Source organism: Pseudomonas moorei (assembly GCF_008801475.1).
Taxonomy (GTDB): domain Bacteria; phylum Pseudomonadota; class Gammaproteobacteria; order Pseudomonadales; family Pseudomonadaceae; genus Aquipseudomonas; species Aquipseudomonas moorei.
Map to the genome: position 1 here is coordinate 280,880 of NZ_VZPP01000007.1, position 19,145 is coordinate 300,024.

15 protein-coding genes are annotated in these 19,145 nt (G+C 62.6%); 13 read left to right on the forward strand and 2 right to left on the reverse strand.

Translation table 11 applies throughout. The annotated features are described in order from the left end of the window. The first annotated feature begins 170 nt into the window (after window positions 1-170). The 12 genes from F7R06_RS15785 (at window position 171) to F7R06_RS15840 (ending at window position 16,364) form a co-directional block, all read left to right on the forward strand. Window positions 171-1,310: an acyl-CoA dehydrogenase family protein gene (locus F7R06_RS15785; protein WP_090320314.1), complete on the forward strand. Its 1,140-nt coding sequence runs from the start codon at window positions 171-173 to the stop codon at window positions 1,308-1,310. Between the two features lie 31 nt (window positions 1,311-1,341). Further along, entirely contained in the window at window positions 1,342-2,547 is a 1,206-nt protein-coding gene (locus F7R06_RS15790; RefSeq protein WP_090320317.1) for a lipid-transfer protein, read from the forward strand. After that, window positions 2,544-3,701 carry an acyl-CoA dehydrogenase family protein gene (locus F7R06_RS15795; RefSeq protein ID WP_090320320.1) on the forward strand — a complete coding sequence of 386 codons (1,158 nt, stop codon included), beginning with the start codon at window positions 2,544-2,546 and terminating at the stop codon, window positions 3,699-3,701. Before F7R06_RS15790 ends, F7R06_RS15795 begins: the two co-directional genes overlap by 4 nt. A gap of 22 nt (window positions 3,702-3,723) precedes the next feature. Beyond that, window positions 3,724-4,725, forward strand: coding sequence for an acyl-CoA dehydrogenase family protein (locus F7R06_RS15800; protein ID WP_090320323.1), 1,002 nt, complete (start codon window positions 3,724-3,726; stop codon window positions 4,723-4,725). A gap of 11 nt (window positions 4,726-4,736) precedes the next feature. Then, window positions 4,737-5,525, forward strand: coding sequence for a crotonase/enoyl-CoA hydratase family protein (locus F7R06_RS15805; protein ID WP_090320325.1), 789 nt, complete (start codon window positions 4,737-4,739; stop codon window positions 5,523-5,525). Window positions 5,526-5,693: 168 nt separating this feature from the next. After that, a complete protein-coding gene (locus F7R06_RS15810; protein ID WP_090320328.1) occupies window positions 5,694-7,526 on the forward strand; it encodes a DUF1302 domain-containing protein in 1,833 nt (610 codons plus the stop codon). Between the two features lie 26 nt (window positions 7,527-7,552). Further along, window positions 7,553-8,920: a DUF1329 domain-containing protein gene (locus F7R06_RS15815; protein ID WP_090320331.1), complete on the forward strand. Its 1,368-nt coding sequence runs from the start codon at window positions 7,553-7,555 to the stop codon at window positions 8,918-8,920. 135 nt (window positions 8,921-9,055) lie between these two features. Continuing rightward, window positions 9,056-11,248, forward strand: coding sequence for a LuxR C-terminal-related transcriptional regulator (locus F7R06_RS31240; RefSeq protein WP_090320333.1), 2,193 nt, complete (start codon window positions 9,056-9,058; stop codon window positions 11,246-11,248). Between the two features lie 133 nt (window positions 11,249-11,381). Continuing rightward, on the forward strand, window positions 11,382-12,734 hold the full coding sequence (locus tag F7R06_RS15825; RefSeq protein WP_090320336.1) for a coniferyl aldehyde dehydrogenase: 1,353 nt from the start codon (window positions 11,382-11,384) through the stop codon (window positions 12,732-12,734). Window positions 12,735-12,762: 28 nt separating this feature from the next. Further along, window positions 12,763-13,848, forward strand: a complete 1,086-nt coding sequence (locus tag F7R06_RS15830; protein ID WP_090320338.1) for a Zn-dependent alcohol dehydrogenase — start codon at window positions 12,763-12,765, stop codon at window positions 13,846-13,848. A gap of 170 nt (window positions 13,849-14,018) precedes the next feature. Further along, entirely contained in the window at window positions 14,019-15,212 is a 1,194-nt protein-coding gene (locus F7R06_RS15835; protein WP_090320341.1) for an acyl-CoA dehydrogenase family protein, read from the forward strand. Window positions 15,213-15,221: 9 nt separating this feature from the next. Next, window positions 15,222-16,364 carry an acyl-CoA dehydrogenase family protein gene (locus tag F7R06_RS15840; protein ID WP_090320344.1) on the forward strand — a complete coding sequence of 381 codons (1,143 nt, stop codon included), beginning with the start codon at window positions 15,222-15,224 and terminating at the stop codon, window positions 16,362-16,364. Window positions 16,365-16,373: 9 nt separating this feature from the next. On the opposite strand, the gene F7R06_RS15845 is transcribed toward F7R06_RS15840, so the two are convergent. Then, the gene (locus tag F7R06_RS15845) at window positions 16,374-17,552 is read right to left on the reverse strand and encodes a GGDEF domain-containing protein (protein WP_090320348.1); all 1,179 of its coding nucleotides are present in this window, start codon (window positions 17,550-17,552) and stop codon (window positions 16,374-16,376) included. Window positions 17,553-17,761: 209 nt separating this feature from the next. On the opposite strand from F7R06_RS15845, the gene F7R06_RS15850 reads away from it, so the two are divergent. After that, on the forward strand, window positions 17,762-18,712 hold the full coding sequence (locus F7R06_RS15850) for a LysR family transcriptional regulator (RefSeq protein WP_090320351.1): 951 nt from the start codon (window positions 17,762-17,764) through the stop codon (window positions 18,710-18,712). On the opposite strand, the gene F7R06_RS15855 is transcribed toward F7R06_RS15850, so the two are convergent. Then, the gene (locus F7R06_RS15855; RefSeq protein ID WP_090320355.1) at window positions 18,697-19,143 is read right to left on the reverse strand and encodes a GlcG/HbpS family heme-binding protein; all 447 of its coding nucleotides are present in this window, start codon (window positions 19,141-19,143) and stop codon (window positions 18,697-18,699) included. The two genes, F7R06_RS15850 and F7R06_RS15855, sit on opposite strands and share 16 nt — an antisense overlap. Between the last annotated feature and the right edge of the window lie 2 nt (window positions 19,144-19,145).

Consider the following 19,145-nt stretch of genomic DNA (forward strand, 5'->3'; position numbering starts at 1 on the left):
CGACCTTTTCGCGAGCAGGCTCGCGCCCACCGTTTTTGCGCCAGTGCTTCAGATCGTTTTCCTCCAGGCATTCGCTACCCGATCCGGGTGGCTTCACCACCCACCCGCGTCAATACAGTGGACTCACGAACCAGGCGCAAGCCTTGCCTGGCAACCCACTGGAGATCCCGATGCACATCAACCGTACTGTCTACCGTGAAGACCACGAAATGCTGCGTGAAACCGCGCGCCGTTTCTTCGAGCGTGAATGCCTGCCCAAGCAGGCGCAGTGGGACGCCGCTGGCCAGGTCGACCGGGAGACCTGGCTCAAGGCCGGTCGCCATAACCTGCTGTGCCTCACCGTGCCGACCGAGTACGGCGGTGGTGGCGGTGACTTCGGGCACTCGGCGGTACTGATCGAAGAGTTGTACCGCGCCGGGGTCTCGGGCTGGAGCCTGGGTGTGCACTCCGACATCGTTGCGCCGTACATCGTGCGTCTGGGCACCGAAGAGCAAAAACAAAAATGGCTGCCGAAAATCTGCACCGGCGAAACCGTACTGGCCGTGGCGATGACCGAGCCTGGCACCGGTTCGGACCTCAAGGCGATCCGCACCACCGCTGTGCGTGACGGTGACGAGTGGGTGATCAACGGCAGCAAGACCTTCATCAGCAACGGCCTGACCTGCGACATGGTGGTGGTCGTCTGCAAGACCGACCCGAGTGCCGGCGCCAAGGGCTGCAGCCTGATCGTGGTCGAGTGCGACCGTGAAGGTTTCCGTCGCGGGCGCAAGCTGGAAAAGGTCGGCCAGCACGCCGCCGACACCGCCGAGCTGTTCTTTGACAACGTGCGCGTGCCGGTGGGCAACCTGCTCGGTGAAGAAAACAAAGGCTTCATGCACCTGATGGAAGAGCTGCCGCAAGAGCGCCTGGTGATCGCGCTGTACAGCGCGGCCAAACTCGAGCGTTTGCTGGAGCAGACCGTCGAGTACGTGAAGGACCGCAAGGCGTTCAACCAGACCGTCTGGGACTTCCAGAACACCAAATTCAAGCTGGCCGACATCAAGGCCCAGGCCACGGCCGTGCGCCTGACCATCGACCACTACATCGGCGAGCACATGCGTCGTCGCCTCACGGTGCAGGAGTCGGCCATCGCCAAGCTCTTCGCCACCGAAACCCTGTGGAAGTGCATTGACGACATGGTCCAGCTGCATGGCGGCTACGGCTACATGATGGAGTACCCGATCGCCCGCGCCTTCGTCGACATGCGTGTGACGCGTGTCTTCGGTGGCACCAGCGAAGTGCTGCGCGAACTGATCGCGCGCCAGTTGTGATCCTTTCCCCCTCATTTTTTCAGGTGACAGCATGAGCAAAAAAGTACTGGTAGCCGGTGTCGGCATGATCCCGTTCCGCAAGCCGAGCGAGAGCCCGACCTACGTGCAGATGGGTGCCGAAGCGGTGCGTCGCGCCCTGGCCGATGCGGGTATCGATTACAAGCTGGTGCAAGAGGCGTACGCCGGTTATGTCTATGGCGATTCAACCTGCGGCCAGACCGTGTTGTACGAAGTGGGCATGACCGGGATTCCGGTGGTCAACGTCAACAACAACTGCTCCACCGGTTCCACCGCGCTGTACCTGGCGCGCAAGGCCATCGAATCCGGTTCGGTCGATTGCGTCCTGGCGGTGGGTTTCGAGCAAATGCAGGCCGGCGCGCTGAAATCCCATTGGGATGACCGTCCGCCGACCCGCGAGCGTTTCCTGCCGATCCTGCGCGGTCTCACCGCCGATATGGATGGCATGGCTCAGGCCATCCGTACCTTTGGTGGTGCCGGGCGCGAGTACATCCAGAAGTACGGCATGAAAATGGAAACCTTCGCCGCCGTGCGCGCCAAGGCCAGCCGTCATGCTGCCAACAACCCGCTCGCATTGTTCCGCAAGGTGCTCAGCGTCGAAGACGTGATGAACGACCCGGTGATTCTGCCGGGCGTCATGACCCGCCTGATGGCCTGCCCGCCCACCTGTGGCGGTGCCGCGGCGATCCTGGTTTCCGAGCGTTTTGCCAGGAAGCATGGCCTGCGCCGTGACGTGGAAATCGTTGCTCAGGCAATGACCACCGACACTCCCGAGTCCTTCAACTTCGAAAAGCCGTCGATGCTTGATTGGGTCGGCACGCACATGACCCAGGCCGCCGTCGGCCAGGTCTACGAGAAGGCCGGCGTCGGCCCGCAAGACATCGACGTCTGCGAACTGCACGACTGTTTCGCCCAGAACGAAGTGATCTGCTACGAGTCGCTGGGCTTGTGCCCCGAGGGCGGCGCGGAAAAATTCGTTCTGGACGGGGACAACACCTACGGCGGACAAATTGTCATCAACCCGTCCGGTGGCCTGCTGTCGAAGGGGCATCCGCTGGGTGCTACCGGCCTGGCGCAATGCTACGAGCTGACCCAGCAACTGCGCGGCAACGCCGATCAGCGCCAGGTCGAGGGCGCACGCCTGGCGATGGCGCACAACCTGGGACTGGGCGGCGCGTGTGTGGTGACGCTCTACGGCAAAGTCGGAGGTGGCCAGTGAGCAGCCTGCTCGACGCCTTCCGTTTGACCGCGCTGCCGGAACACGCGGAAGCCTTTCGCGCTGAGGTCAAACATTTTCTGGCTGCGCATCTGCCACGGGTTTCGGCCGATGTGCGGGCGCGCAGCTGGACCGGATTCGACGCCGCATTCAGCCGCGAACTGGCCCGGCGTGGCTGGGTCGGCCTGACCTTGCCGCAAGCCTATGGCGGCGCCGGGCTGGATGCGTTCAGCCGCTTTGTACTGGTCGAGGAATTGCTCTCGGCCGGTGCCCCGGTCGCTGCGCACTGGATCGCGGATCGCCAGAGCGGGCCGCTGATCCTGAAATTTGGCAGTGATGCACAGAAAGATTTCTACCTGCCGCGCATCTGCGCCGGTCAGGCGTTCTTCTGCATTGGCATGAGCGAACCCAACTCGGGTTCGGACCTGGCCAGCGTGCGCAGTCGCGCCACGCGGTGCGAAGGCGGGTGGCGCCTGAGCGGGCGCAAGATCTGGACCACCAACGCGCATCACGCCGACTACATGATCGCCCTGGTGCGCACCAGCGGTGCGCCCGAAGACCGCCAGAGCGGACTGTCGCAATTCATCATCGATCTCAAGCAACCGGGAATCAGCATTCGCCCGATTGTCGACCTCGCCGGTGATGCGCATTTCTCCGAAGTGGCATTCGACGATGTGCTGCTCGGCGAAGACGCCTTGGTGGGCGAAGAGGGCAGCGGCTGGAAACAAGTCAACGCCGAACTTGCTTTCGAGCGCAGCGGGCCGGAGCGTTTCTACTCCAGTGTGGTGTTGCTGGACCTCTGGGCTGACACCCTGCGTCGCAACGGTGCCAGCGCCGCCGAAACGGCATTGCTCGGCAGTTTCATCACGCAACTGACCAGCCTGCGCAACCTGTCGCTGGCGTTGACGGCGTTGCTCGCGAAGGGCGAAAGCCCGGTGGTGGAGGCCGCGTTGGTCAAGGACATCGGCACCGAATTCGAACAGGCGATTCCGGCGGCGATCGCCGCATCGATCAGTGCTGATCCGGATGCTCCGGTCGACGAGGAGTTGTACCGCACCGTCGCCTACCTGAATCAGGTTGCACCGACCTTCTCGTTGCGCGGCGGCACCCGGGAAATCCTGCGCGGCATGATCGCCCGTGGCCTGGGCCTGCGTTGATATCGAATAGGAAAAGATCGTCATGTTCACTGAAGCCATAGAGAAAATACTGACCGACTTGTGCACTCCGGCACAGGTCCGCGCGGTTGAAAACGGTGACTGCGCCAGCGCGTTGTGGCGTGAGCTGGAGGACGGCGGTTTTCTGGAGCTGCTGACGCCGGAAGTGGCCGACGGAGCGGGGCTGTCGCTGGCAGCGGTGTTCCCGATTTTCCTCGCCTTTGGACGCCATGCCCTGCCGCTTCCGGTCGCCCAGAGCATTGCCGCCCGGGCGTTGATGCGTGACTGCCCGCATGCGCCACCGACCGGCATGCTGAGCCTGGCCGGCACGGCTTACCGGGAAGCCGATGGCCGTTTGTGCGCTCCGCGCATGGCCTATGGCGCCCTGGCCGACTTCGCGTTGGTGAATCTGGGCGGTGAGCTGCTGTTGCTCGATTGCAGTCAGGCGCAGCGCGTGCGCAGCGGTGTCCACGGCAGCCAGTGCGCCACGCTGTATTGGCCGCAGGATGCCGAGGGGATTTCCCTGGGCAGCAATGGTTCTGAGGTTCGTCTGTTCAGCGCCGCCATTCATGCCGCGGCCATTGCCGGGGCGATGGAAAAGGCGCTCGACATGACCCTCGAGTACTGCAATGACCGGGTTCAGTTCGGCAAGGCCATCGGCAAGTTTCAGGCGGTGCAGCATCAGCTCAGCGTGATGGCTGAGCAGGTGGCGGCTTCGCGCATCGCTGCCGAGCTGGCCTTCGCCTCCAACGCTACGGTTCCCGACGCGCTTGCGACAGCCATCGCCAAGGCGCGCACCAGCATGGCGGTGCCGCAAGTCACCGCCACTGCGCACGCATTGTTCGGTGCCATCGGCGTGACGGAGGAGCTGGATCTGCAACTGTTCACCCGACGCCTGCAGGAGTGGCGCGTCAGCGAAGGTTCGGAAACGCACTGGAACGGTCTCGTTGGTCAGGCGCTGTTGGCGCAGCCACAGGTTGGCGCCAGTGAATTCGTGCGCAATGTCATCCCGTCACAACCCGCTTGAGGACGCCTTCCATGAGCAACTTTTTGAAGTACGAACAAGAGGGGCATGTCGTCACGCTGACGATGAACGACCCCGAGCGGCGCAACCCGCTGACCGGCAACAGCGCCGTGCCCGAGTTCCTTGAAGCCATCGAACGGATCGAGCGCGACAGCAGTGTTCGCGCCGTCATCATCACCGGTGCCGGCAGCGCGTTCTGCTCCGGTGGCAACGTGCGCGACATGGACCGCTACGCGCAGATGTCGGGCATGGCGTTACGTCAGGAGTACCGCACCGGCATTCAGCGTTTGCCGCTGGCGCTGTTCAATCTGGAGGTGCCGGTCATCGCGGCCGTCAATGGCGCGGCCATCGGTGCCGGTCTCGACCTGGCCTGCATGTGCGATATCCGCGTGGCCTCCGAGCAGGCGAAGTTTGCCGAAAGCTTCGTCAAGCTGGGGATCATTCCCGGCGACGGTGGGGCGTGGTTGTTACCGCGCATCATCGGTTTGTCGCGGGCTACCGAATTGACCCTGACCGGACAAATGATCGACGCCCGCCAGGCCGAGCAATGGAACCTGGTGTCCCGCGTCGTACCGGCCGAACAGCTGCTGGACAGTGCCCGGGAAATCGCCGCGGCGATTGCGGCCAACCCGCCCCATGCCGTGCGTCTGGCCAAGCGCCTGTTGCGCGAAGCCTTGCACACGCGACTCGACACGCTGCTGGAAATGTCCGCGACTTTTCAGGTGCTGTCGCACCAGACCGCGGATCACCGCGAAGCCGTGGCGGCGTTCATCGAGAAGCGACCCGCGACTTTCACAGGGTAAGTGTCACCACGCGTAACGCCCGTTGAGCGCCTCTCTGATCGGGCTGTTACACCGCAACAAAAACCGAAAAAAAACACGCCCTCCAAATCACCCATTCGGGTGTGAGGGCATCCCGGGAGCCTCGCTAGCATGGGCTCTCACCACGTCATCCTTAACCGGGGAAACCGCATGACAAAAACAACAATGCGCGGAGTCTTCCAGCCAAGTCTGCTGGCCGTAGCTGTAATCATTGCGACTTGTGCGAGCAACCAGGCTCACGCAGTCGATTTCAATATCGGGGAAATTGAAGGGAAGTTTGACTCGTCGCTGTCGATCGGTGCCAGTTGGTCCGCGGCAAACCCGGACAAACAGTTCATTTCCAACTTCAACTCCCAGGGCGTAACCGGGGGCGAGTCCGCTTCGCGCACCACCGATGACAACCGATTGAACTTCAAGAAAGGTGAAACCTTCTCGAAGATCTTCAAGGGTGTGCATGACCTGGAGCTGAAGTACGGCGACAGCGGTGCCTTCGTGCGCGGCAAGTATTGGTATGACTTCGAGTTGATGGACGAGAGCCGTCCGTTCTACGACATCAATGACAGCGGTCGTGATCGCGCGGCGAGATCGTCCGGGGCGATGTTCCTCGACAGCTTCGTGTACCACAACTACACCATCGGCGATCAGGTCGGCAACGTGCGCCTGGGCAAGCAAGTGGTGAGCTGGGGCGAGAGTACGTTTATTGGCAACTCGATCAACAGCATCAACCCGGTCGACGTCGCCGCCTTGCGTCGTCCTGGCGCGGAAGTGAAGGAAGGCCTGATTCCGGTCAACTTGCTCTACGTGTCCCAGGGGCTGGCGGACAACATCACGGCAGAAGGTTTTTATCAGCTGCAGTGGGATAAATCAGTCGTCGATAACTGCGGCACGTTCTTCGGCAGCGACGGCATAGCCCAAGGTTGTGATGACCGTCTGGTCATCGCCGGTCAGGACCTGCCGCCGGGTGCCGCGAAAAACACGGGCGGTCTGGCCGCCATCGCAGCCGGTACCGATGACGCCTTCATCCCGCGCCTGAACGACAACGATGCGCGCAACAGCGGTCAGTATGGCCTGGCGCTGCGCTGGTATGTGCCGGAGGCCAACGACACCGAGTTCGGCGCCTACGCGATGAACTACCACAGCCGCAACCCTTACCTGAGCATCACGCAGATGAGCAACCCGGCCGGTGGCGTGGCCTCGGCGCGCAGTGCCCGTTACTTCATCGATTATCCGGAAGACATTCATCTGTACGGGCTGAGCTTCCAGACCAACGTCGAGGGCGTGGCACTGGGTGGCGAAGTCAGCTACCGACCGAACATGCCGCTGCAGCTGAACACGGCTGACCTATTGTCCGCCGCGACCTTCGGCGCGACCTCGCCGCTGATCACCACCGGCTTCGCCGGACGCAACCTGGGCGCCGAGGTCAACGGCTACAAGCGTATGCCGGTGACCCAGGCGCAAGTGACCGCCACCCAGTTCTTCGATCAGGTGCTCGGCGCCAGTCGTCTGACCCTGGTGGGCGAGGTCGGTTACAACCACATCAGTGGCCTGGGCAAGGCGGATGGCACGGACCTGCGCTTCGGTCGCAGCCCTGCGTTCGGCTCCGGTGAACTGCCGGGCGTTGCCGGTGCAGCCACCTGTCGTGGTACCGCTGCGGGCACGCCGACGGCGAGCAACCCGGCGCAGGAATGCAACGACGATGGTTTCTACACCAGCAACAGCTGGGGCTATCGCCTGCGCGGCAAGCTGGATTACCCGAACGTGTTCGCCGGCATCAACCTGTCGCCCAACATCGCCTGGTCCCATGACGTCGAGGGATATGGCCCGAACTTCGATGAAGGCTCAAAAGCCGTCAGCCTGGGTGTCGACGCCGATTACCAGAACACCTACACCGCCAGCCTGAGTTACACCAATTACTTCGGTGGCGATTTCAACACCAACGTCGACCGCGACTACGTCGCGCTCAGCTTCGGCGTGAATTTCTGATGCAACGTTGCCAGAGGATCCTGAACATGAACGCACGTTTTATCCTGCGCGCTGGCGCACTGAGTCTCTCGCTGCTGGCCAGCGGCGTCATGGCTGCCGTCACGCCCCAGGAGGCCGCTCAGTTGGGCACCACGCTGACGCCCCTGGGCGCTCAGAAAGAGGGCAATGCCAACGGCAGCATCCCGGCCTGGACCGGTGGTCTGAAGCCGGGTGCGGCACCGCTCGACAATGGCTTTCTGGGCGATCCGTTTGCCGGCGAGAAGCCAGAGGTCGTGATCACCGCGGCCAATGCCGAGCAGTACAAGGACAAGCTGACACCGGGTCAACTGGCGATGTTCAAGCGCTACCCGGACAGCTACAAGATCCCGGTGTACAAGACCCATCGCACGGCAGCTTCGCCACAGAACATCTATGACATCGCCAAGAAAAGTGCGGTGACCACTGAACTGACCCCTGACGGCAATGGCCTGCTGAACTTCGCGCAAACCCGCTACTACCCTTTCCCGATTCCGAAGAACGGCGTCGAGGTTTACTGGAACCACACCAACCGTTATCGCGGCGGCAACATGGAGCGCCAGGCGGCGCAGGCGGCACCGCAGACCAACGGCTCGTATTCCATCGTCGAGTACGACGACAAGCTGGCGTTCCCGCAGCTGATGGAAGGCGTCGAAGCCGGGCAGGGCGACAACGTTCTGTACTACTACAAACAGGAAATCACCGCGCCTTCGCGCATGGCCGGCAGTGTGATCCTGATCCACGAGACCATCGACCAGGTCAAGGAACCGCGCCTGGCGTGGGTCTATAACGCCGGTCAACGCCGCGTGCGCCGCGCACCGCAAGTGGCCTACGATGGCCCGGGCAACGGTTCCGACGGCATGCGGACCGCCGACAACACCGACATGATGAACGGCGCGCCGGATCGCTATGACTGGAAACTGGTCGGCAAAAAGGAGCTGTTGATCCCGTACAACAACTATCGGTTGCAGTCGCCGAAGCTCAAGTACGACGACATCATCAAGCCGGGGCACATCAACCAGGACCTGACCCGTTATGAGCTGCACCGCGTGTGGCACGTCGAGGCGACCTTGAAGCCGGGCCAGCGTCACGTGTATGCCAAGCGTGACATGTACTTCGACGAAGACACCTGGCAACTGGCCGAGGTCGATCACTACGACGGCCGTGGTCAGCTGTGGCGTGTGGCGGAGGGCTATGCGCTCAACGACTACGAGCGCGGCGCCTCCAACTTCGCCATGCTCGGCATCTACGACTTGATCGCCGGTCGCTACAACGTGCTGGCAATGACCAACGAGGCCAAGCATGCAACCACCTATGGCATGACGGCGAAGATGACCGACTTCACGCCATCGGCGCTGCGTAACGCCGGCATCCGCTGAGCCTTTGTCCCCGCTTGACCCAACGCCCTGTTCGCAGGGCGTTGTGCGTTCCGTCGGCTACCACCTGATGCGGGTGGCGCGCTGGCGGCGGTCTCGCCCAATGATGGCATCCACACACCATCAGCGAGGTCCGCCATGTTTGTGCCACGGCCGCATCTGTGCGACGTACTCAAGCGCGAGCAGCGCCGCTTGCAACTGCTTTGCGCCCCTGTCGGTTACGGAAAAACAGCGTTATTGCGCGAGTATTTGCGGGACTTGGCCGCGCCCGGGCGGGTGGTCTGGGTGAGTCTTGGCGGCCAAGCGCAGACGCTGGAATCCTTGTGCTTGATGCTGGCTGATGCCCTAGGCCTGGCACCTGATACAGCACCCGATGCCTTTCTGACATTGATAGACACAAGGGATTGGGTGACTGGCCCATCGCCGCTCCCCCGGTCGGCCGCATTCCCTTGCGGGAGCGGGCTTGCCCGCGATGAGGCCTTTCCTGGCAATGAATCTGTAACTGCCGGCCCGCTTCGCCTGGTCTTCGATGATTTGCCCCCTGAGATGCCGGGCGACCTGAACCACTGGTTCGACCAGCTCCTGTCCCTCGACAACCCGCAATTGCAAGTGCTGGTCACCTGCCGCCAGCGCCCCGAATGGAACCTGCCGCAGCTGATGCTCAGAGGCGAATTGCTCGAGCTGGATGCCCGGCAACTGGCCCTGCGCCCTGATGAATTCGAGTCGCTGGTCAATCTGCTGGCGCCTGCTGCGGACACTGCCTCGCGGGAAAAGTTGTGGCATCAAACGGCCGGCTGGTGCGCCGGGGTTCGTTTGCTGCCCACGGCATTACTCGGCCCCTACCTCGAACGTGAACTGTTGTCGCGCCTGAGCGAAGAACAGTGTGAGGTCCTCTTCGGCCTGGCCCATTTGTCCAAGGCCAGCGCCGACCTTTGCGAGCAACTCTGGGAAGAACAGCAGGGCGCCCGGGTGTTCAAGAGCCTGCTCGACGCCCAGGCGTTTCTGGTTCCGATCGATCATCAGCCCGGCTGGTTTCGCGTGTTGCCGGCGGTGGCGCAGTCGCTGCAAGACCGCTTGAGCGGCGCGCCGTTGAATCGGCTGCGCTTGCGCGCCTGCCAGTTGCTCAGTGTGCTGGGGCAAGTCGATGATGCGGTCGAGCAGGCGCTCAGTGCCGATCAGCCTGAGGTGGCCGCGAACTACATGGAGCGGTTGTGGCTGAGCTGGATTCTGAGCGAGCGGCATCTGGACCGCTTCCTGGACTGGCGCGAACGCATCGAACCGCAATTGCTCCGGAGCAGTTCGCGGTTGATCTATTTGTGCGCCAAGGCGTTGCTGTTCAGTGGGCGCCTGGATGAAGCCGAGGAGTGTCTGCAACGCCTCGGGCACTTCCTGCCGCTGCCCGACCCTCACCGCAGTCAGCGTTTGCTGGCGAACTGGCAGGCATTGTATGGGACCTTGCAGGCGTTGCGCGGCCATGCCGAACAGGCGCGTCTGCATTGCCATGCCGCCCTGCGTTACCTGACCGCACAAGACTGGCTGTCGGTGCTGCTGTGCCACTGCACCCTGGCGCGTATCGCCATGAACACCGGCGAGCTGAACGAAGCCCAAGTGCTGCTGGAGCATTCCCTGGAGCTGGCGCGGCGCCAGGGCAGTCGGGAGGCCGAGGTACTGGTGAACACTGATCGAGTGCGCTTGATGCTGCTTCAAGGGCAGTCGGGATTGGCCCAATCGCTGTTGCGAACCGAGCTTTTGCAACTGACGGGTAGCAGGACTCAGCCTTATCCACTGCTCGGTCGCCTGATGTTCCTGCAAGGCGAGCTGCTGTTACAGCAAGGTCAAATCGAAGAAGCCCGGCAAGTAGTGCAGGACGGGCTTTTGCACGTACGCGACTGTTGTGCGCCGTTCGTGCTCAACGCCTACCTGCTGTTGTCCGAGATCGCTTCGCGCAACGATGAGGTCGAAAAGGCGCATCTGTTGCTGCACGAGGCCGAGCGGCGCATGCACTGGGGCAAGATCGACCGTGCGTGTTACCAGCGTCCGATCGCCCTGCAAAAAGCCCGCAACCTGTCCCGGGAATGCGAGGCCGACAGCGACAAATCCCCGGTGGCGCATGTCAGTGGCGTGCCGGATTACCAGGACGGCCTGACACCCCGCGAAGTGTCGGTACTCAAGTTGCTGGCCGAAGGCATGTCGGTGCGCGAAGTCGGCCATCGCCTGTTCATTTCGGTCAATACCGTCAAGACCCACGCCAAGAACATCAACGTCAAGCTCGGCGCCTGCCGTCGAACCCAGGCCATCAACAGTGCCAAGGCGATGGGCATCCTGGCCTGAACCGATCGGCTGAAAACGCCACCCACCTGATCCGGGTGGCGGCGCGGCGCGACCGATGATCAACCATGCAGGCAGCCCTGACGCAGTGCTGCGCAATCGCGGTGGCGTCCAGACAACAACAAGAGAGGTATAGATGAGCGCCATCGAGAGTTGGACGAGCACGGACATCCGCACGGTTCTGGAAAAACAGCGGGCGGCCTTCCTGGCCAATGAGCCCTGGACGGCCGGGCAACGCGGTGAGCTGCTCGATCGGGCGATCAGCTTGCTGGTCAACCACGAACAGGAAATCATCGACGCCCTGACGGCGGACTTCGGCCATCGCAGCCCTGGATTCTCGAAGGGCAGTGAGGTGCTGTCGCCGCTGGCCACCCTCAAGCAGACCAAGGCCGAACTGGCCGAGTGGATGCGCCCGGAAAAACGTCAGGCCAGGGCCGGTGAAGCCTGGGTTCAATACCAGCCGCTCGGTGTGGTCGGTATCGTGACCGCCTGGAACGTCCCTGGCTACATGGTGTTCAGCGGCCTTGCCGGTGCCCTGGCCGCCGGCAACCGGGTGATGATCAAACCCTCGGAATTCACCCCGCATACCTCGGCCCTGATCGCGCGGCTGATCCGCTCGGTCTATGCCGAAGATGAAGTAGCGGTGGTGCTGGGCGGTGCAGACGTCGGCCAGGCGTTTTGCGGCCAGCCGTTCGATCACCTTCTATTTACCGGCGCCACCAGCATCGGCAAGCACGTGTTGCGCGCGGCGGCGGAAAACCTGGTGCCGGTGACCCTGGAGCTGGGCGGCAAGTCGCCGACCATCATTTCCCGCTCCGCGGACTTCAAGGATGCGGTGGCCAAGACGGTCGTCGGCAAGCTGCTCAACGCCGGTCAGCTGTGCGTCGCGCCGGACTACGTGTTCGTGCCGCGGGAGTCGGTCGATACCTTCATCGCCATCGCCAAGGCGGTGGTCGCCGGCTTCCTGCCGACGCTCAAGGACAATCCCGACTACACCTCGATCATCAACAGCCGTCACTACGAACGCTTGCTGGGTTACCTGAGCGAAGCGCGCGAGGCCGGTGTCGAGCTGATCGAACTGAACGCGGCCGCGGAGGATTTCAGCGACGGCAAGCTCAACAAGATTGTGCCGACCCTGCTGCGCGACCCTGGCAACGATCTGCAAGTGATGCAGGACGAGATTTTCGGCCCGCTGCTGCCAATCAAACCCTACGACACCATCGCCGAGGTGATCGCCCTGATCAACGCGCGGCCGCGCCCGTTGGCCCTGTACTACTTCGGCAACGATGCCGCCGAAGAAGCTTTGGTGCTGACCCGTACCTGTTCCGGCGGCGTGACCCTTAACGGCGTATTGAGCCATGCCAGTACCGAAGGCCTGCCGTTCGGCGGCGTCGGCCAGAGCGGCATGGGTGCCTATCACGGCATCGATGGCTTCCGCACCTTCAGCCACGCCAAAGCCGTGCTGCGCAACTTGCCCAATCCGGCCTGAACCCCCATTCATTCTTGAGAGAACTGCCATGAAAGCTGCCGTATTCCACCAGGTTGGAGCCCCGCTGGTCATTGAAGAAGTGGGCATCAGCAAACCCGGCCCCCGTGAAGTGCTGATCCGCACCAAAGCGGTCGGTGTCTGCCATTCTGACCTGCATGTCATCGACGGTTCGTTCCCGTACCCGGGGCCGCTGGTACTGGGCCATGAAGCGGCCGGCGTGGTCGAACAGGTCGGTTCCGAAGTGCGCTCGGTCAAGCCGGGCGATCATGTGGTCACCTGCCTGACGGTGTTCTGCGGCCACTGCGATCACTGTGTGACCGGCCATCTGGCGCGCTGCGTGTCGCCGGAAACCAAGCGTGGCAAGGACGAGGAATCGCGCCTGACCTACGTGCAAAAGCCGATCCCTCAGTTCGTCAACCTGTCCGGCTTTGCCGAGCAGATGCTGGTGCACGAAAACGCCTGCGTTGCGATCCGTCGCGACATGCCGCTGGACCGGGCGGCGCTGCTCGGTTGCGCTGTGACGACCGGTACCGGTGCGGTATTCAACACTGCCAAAGTGCGCCCGGGCGAAACCGTGGCGGTCATTGGTTGCGGCGGTATCGGCCTGGCGGCCATCAACGGCGCGGCGCTGGGCGGGGCAGGGCGGATCATCGCCATCGACATGCTCGATTCGAAACTGGAATTGGCCAGGCAGTTCGGTGCCACCGACCTGATCAATGGCAAGGATGGCGATGCCGCCAAACAAGTGATGGAACTGACCCGTGGCGGTGTGCACCACGCTTTCGAATGCATCGGCCTCAAGCAAACCGCCGAGCAAGCGTTCGCCATGCTGGCGCGCGGCGGCACCGCCACCGTGATCGGCATGCTCAAGCCCGGCCTGAAAATCGAGCTGGACCCGCTGCAACTGCTGCACGAACGCCGTATCCAGGGCTCGCTGATGGGCTCCAACCGCTTCCCGGTAGACATGCCGCGCCTGGTGGACTTCTACATGGCCGGCAAGCTCAAGCTCGACGAAATGATTTCCCAGCGCATCAAGCTGGAGCAGATCAACGATGCGTTCGATGAGCTGCGTCGTGGCGAGCTGGCGCGCTCGGTGATCATCTTCGACGAGTAAGCCCCTTAACGGCCCTTGTAGGAGCGAGCTCGCTCGCGATGGTTGTCAACGAAAACGCTGGCAGCCTGACACTGCGCAGCGTTCTCGGGTTTTTCGAGAGCAAGCTCGCTCCTACAGGGTTTCAGCAGTATTCGAGTACCTGCTCACCCTTGCGTTTTTGGAGTTCATTGATGGACATTGATTTCACAGCGGACGAGCGCGCCTTTCGCGAGGATGTTCGTGGCTGGCTGCGCGACAACTTGCCAAGCGAATTCGCCGAGCGCATTTCCCAGGGCAAACGCTTGAGTAAAGAGCATCAAGTGCAATGGATGCGCACACTCAACCGGCAAGGCTGGCTGGCCCCAGGCTGGCCTGTCGAGTTCGGTGGTACCGGTTGGAACGATGTGCAAAAGCATATTTTCGACGAGGAATGCTTTGCCGCCGGCGCGCCGAAAGTGGTGTCGTTTGGGCTGAAGATGGTCGCTCCGGTCATCATCAAATTCGGCACGGCCGAGCAGAAAGCAAGGTTTCTGCCGCGCATCCTTACCTGTGATGACTGGTGGTGCCAGGGTTACTCCGAGCCGGGCGCGGGCTCCGATCTGTCGTCGTTGAAAACCCGCGCGGTGCGCGAGGGCGATCACTATGTGGTCAACGGGCAGAAGACCTGGACCACGTATGCGCACTATGCCGACTGGATGTTCTGTCTGGTACGCACCGACCCGGATGCCCGGCAGCAGCGCGGTATTTCCTTTTTGCTGCTGGATATGAAGACCCCGGGCATCACCGTGCGGCCGATCATCACCCTCGACGGCGAGCATGAAGTCAACGAAGTGTTCTTCGATAACGTGCGGGTGCCGGTGGCCAACCTGGTCGGCGAGGAAAATCAGGGCTGGACCTGCGCCAAGTATTTGCTGACCCATGAACGCACCAGCATTGGCGGTATTGCGCACAACAAGGCGCTGCTCAGCCGTCTCAAACGCATGTCCAGCGAAGAACGGCGCGATGGTCGGCCATTGATCGACGACCCACTGTTTCGGGCACAGGTCGCCGAAGTCGAAATGCAGTTGATGGCCGCTGAAATGAGCAGCCTGCGGACCCTGTCGGCGGTTCGCGATGGCGGCGTACCGGGCGCGGAGAGTTCGTTCCTGAAGATCAAGGGCACCGAGATTCGTCAGGCGATCACCTGGTTGATCAGCAAAGCAGTAGGGCCCTATGCCTTGCCGTTCATCGAGGATGAGCTGGGTTACGGCAGCGAGGCGTTGCTGTACACCGACTACAGCAGCGCGGCCACCTATCAGTATCTGGATGCGCGCAAGGCCTCGATCTACGGTGGGGCCAACGAGATCCAGAAGAACATCATCGCGAAAATGATTCTCGAACTGTAAGGGGCCACCATGGATTTCCAACTGACAGAAGAGCAGCTGATGCTGCAAGACACCGCCGCCAGGCTGGTGCGTGACACCTACGGTTTCGAACAGCGCGAAGCATTCAGCCAGAGCGAGCCCGGTTTCAGCCGCGCGTTCATGCAGCAACTGGGAGACCTGGGCCTTTGTGCCGTGCCCTTCGCCGAGGCGTATGGCGGCTTTGGCGGCAGTGGCGTGGAAAACATGCTGGTCATGACCGAACTGGGCCGTGGCCTGTGCCTGGAACCCTATCTGCATTCGGTGATTTTCGCCGGTGGCCTGATCAGCCAATTGGGCACTGAGGCGCAGAAAGAAAGGCTGCTCGCGCAACTGGGCAGCGCCAGCTTACAGATGGCTGTCGCCGTGGATGAACCCCAGAGTCATTACCAGTTGCATGACGTGCAGACCACTGCCGTGGCGGTGACGGGAGGCTGGAAGCTCAGCGGTCGCAAGTCGGTCGTCATTGGCGGCCAGAGCGCCGGTTTGATCCTGGTCTCGGCGCGTACTGGCCACGGCACCCGTGACGAGCAGGGCATCAGCCTGTTTCTGGTCGATCCACAGCACAACGGCGTGCGCCGCCGTACGTTCGCTACCATGGACGGACGCAAGGCCTGTGAGCTGTACCTCGATGAGGTGTTCGTCAAGTGCGACGCGGTTTTGGGTTCAGTGGGGCAGGCCCTGCCGGCGCTTCGTTACCAGCAGGGTCGTTGCATCGCGGCGCAATGCGCAGAAGCCGTGGGCAGTATGGAGGCTGCGTGCGCCTTGACCCTCGACTACCTGAAAACCCGTCAGCAATTTGGCCAGCCGATCGGCAAGTTCCAGGTGTTGCAACACCGGATGGTCGACATGCGCATGGAGCTGGATCAGGCCACGTCCATGACGCTACTGGCCGCCTGCGTGGCGGATCAGGAGGACAGTCACGAGCGCAGCCGCCTCCTCGCGGCGGCCAAGTTCATCGTCAGCCGCGCCAGTCGTTTTGTCGCGGACCAGGGCATCCAGTTGCATGGCGGGATCGGCCTGACCTGGGAGTACATGTTGTCGCACCATGCCAAGCATCTGCTGATGGTTGCTCGCCAGTTCGGTGACGATGATCACCACCTGCAGGCTTATGCGAAGCTGATGCAAGTGGCCTGAGCCCGGCCGTCAAGGGCCTGCTGCCGGGCTCGTGACCGGCAGGGTTCGATCCACCAGGCGGATGCTGTCGCGTCCGCCGCGCTTGGACTCGTAGAGCGCCGCATCGCCTTGTTCGATCAAGGCCGCCAGGCTGGAGGGCGGATGGTCGAACAGGTCGGCGCCAATGCTCAGGGTCACCGCTTCGGGCGTGGCGAAGGTTTGTGAGGCCGTGCTGTGAAAGCGGTCGCGCAGGGTATTGCCCAACTCCACGATGCGCTCATTCGACGCGTTGTTCAGCAGGATGACGAACTCGTCTCCACCCAGCCGGGCCGCCAGTGCCCCCTGCGGCAATACCGCACGAATCATCTCGCTCAAGGCGACGAGCAGGCGGTCGCCCGCGGTATGACCGTAGAGGTCGTTGACCAGCTTGAAGTTGTCGATATCGATCAGCAGCAGGGCGCCCGGGCGAGTGCTCGAGACTTCTGCCAACAGGCGCGGTGCGCGCACTTCGAGGGCGCGACGGTTGTACAGGGCGGTCAAGGGATCATGGGCGGCCAGCCGTGCAATCTGCTCCTCGCGTCGATGGCGCTCGGTCCCGGTCATCGAGAGGGCGATCAGCATGATCGCCATGGCGCCTTCGACCAGTGAAATCTGAATGATCTCGCCACGCAGAGACGCAAGATCGATCAGCGTGCCCGGAATAACCACCGAGATGGCCTTGGCCAGATAGAACAAACCGTGGACCAGCAGCACATAGCGCAGCTGCACTGCGCCCACGCTCAGTGACTTGCCATGGGGGCGCAGGAGCAAACTGGCGCGAAGCGTCGGCAGCGCCACCAGCAACGAATTGGCCACCAGCATGATCTTCGACCACGAGGGGTCGTCCGGCAGTGCCAGCAGCGCAAACCAGGCGACGACGATCAGCCACCAGGCGCGGGACAGACGTATCCGGGTGAAGCGCGCGACGCCCAGCAGGAACAGCCAGTGGGCCATGACCAGCAGGCCGTTGGCAAACCAGATGCCAATCAACAAAAGGCCACTCATGCGCAGCAAGGCGAGCGTCGATCCCACGCTGATCGTGGCGAAGCCCGCGCTCCAGAACAGCAGCGAAGATTCACGGATGCTGCGCCACTCGACCGCCAGATACAGGGCGGCGGCCGCGGCGAGGGCGATCGAGAGTGTCAACATCGTAGGTGGGTCGAGCGCCATAACCTTGTTGCCTGCTGATTTGCGGTGAAGGGGGCGATTGTAAGCGTTTGGGGGGATTTTTCAGAGAGCGCCGATGCTGCACCGCGCTATGGCGCCAGCGGGTATCTCGATTGGCGATATCTGGCAACGACTGACGCGATTGGTGCACCCATGCCCGACTCGTTAAGGTTGCAACTTGCCCCTCAAATTCAACCTGTAACGGGAACCGCATGCGGTATCGACGTCTCGACCTTAACCTGCTGGTTGCCCTGGATGCCTTGCTCAGCGAGTGCAGCGTCAGCCGGGCCGCGGAACGTTTGTGCCTGGGCCAGTCGGCAACGAGCTCGGCGCTAGGACGTTTGCGTGAGCATTTCAATGATCCGTTGCTGGTTCAGGTCGGGCGGCGTCTGGAACCCACTGCATTAGGGTTGGAGCTGCTGCCCAAAGTGCGCGAAGCGCTGGCATTGACCCGGGAGATTGTCGATGCGCCGGTCAACTTTGATCCGGCCCGTTGTGCGCGGCACTTCACATTAGTGGCCTCCGATTACGTGGCGGGGGTGCTGCTGCCGGCGGTCAGTCTTGAGCTGGCACGCATCGCCCCTGGCGTGCGCCTGACGCTGCGGGACCTGCCGGTGCCGCGTGACGGCGATGTGGTCAGCGAAGCACTCGATTACCGGCGCAGTGATTGTGTGATCGTGCCGCAGCGCCGGTTGAACCCGGCTTACCCCCATGTACCGTTAATGAGTGACCAGCTTTGCTGCATCGTCTGCGCGCGTCAGGCGCGGTTCGCCGACGGCCTGAGCCTGGCCAGCTATTGCGAGGCGGAGCATGTGGTGCGTGAGTTTGCCGATGGCCAGAATCTGGCGATGGACGCGGTGCACCTGCACGAGCTGGGTATTCAACGACGAGTGGCGGTGGCCCTGGAAAGCTTCGTGTTGATGCCGGAATTTATCGTCGGCACCGCGCGGATCGCTACCGTGTTTCGCCGCCAGGCCCGGCGTTTTGCCGAGCACTATGGGCTGCGTATCCACCCCGCACCGCTGGCTTTTCCCGACGCCGTGCAAGTGCTGCAATGGCACCCCTATCAAGAACGCGATCCGGCCATGCTGTGGTTTCGCGGCCTCTTGCTGGAGCAGGCCGCGCGGCTTGATCATGACCAAGTGGATCAGCCTGCCGGCTGATCCCCGTGATCCGCCACCAGCCCGGCCTGGTCGATTGCCCGCAAGGCGCACCGTTCGTCATTGTCCGACGTGTCGCCGCTGATGCCGATCGCGCCGAGGATCCAGCCCTCGGCATTGCGAATCAGGACACCGCCGGCTACGGGAATGACTTCACCGCCGGTCAGGCTGTTTATGGCGTCGAAAAACGCTGGCATCACCTGCGCGCGTCGCGCCAACTCCCGCCCGCCAAAACCCATGCCCAGGCATCCGCGTGCCTTGCCGGTGGCGATTTGTGGGCGAAGGAAGCTGGCGTGTTCGTCGCGCAAGACCGCCAGCGGATGACCGGCGGCGTCCAGGACGGCGACAGCCAGGGGTTTGAACCCGGTTTCTCGGGCATGGCCGATGGCGTGGCTGGCGATCCGGGTGGCGGTGAGCAAATCGAGTCGTTGCATGG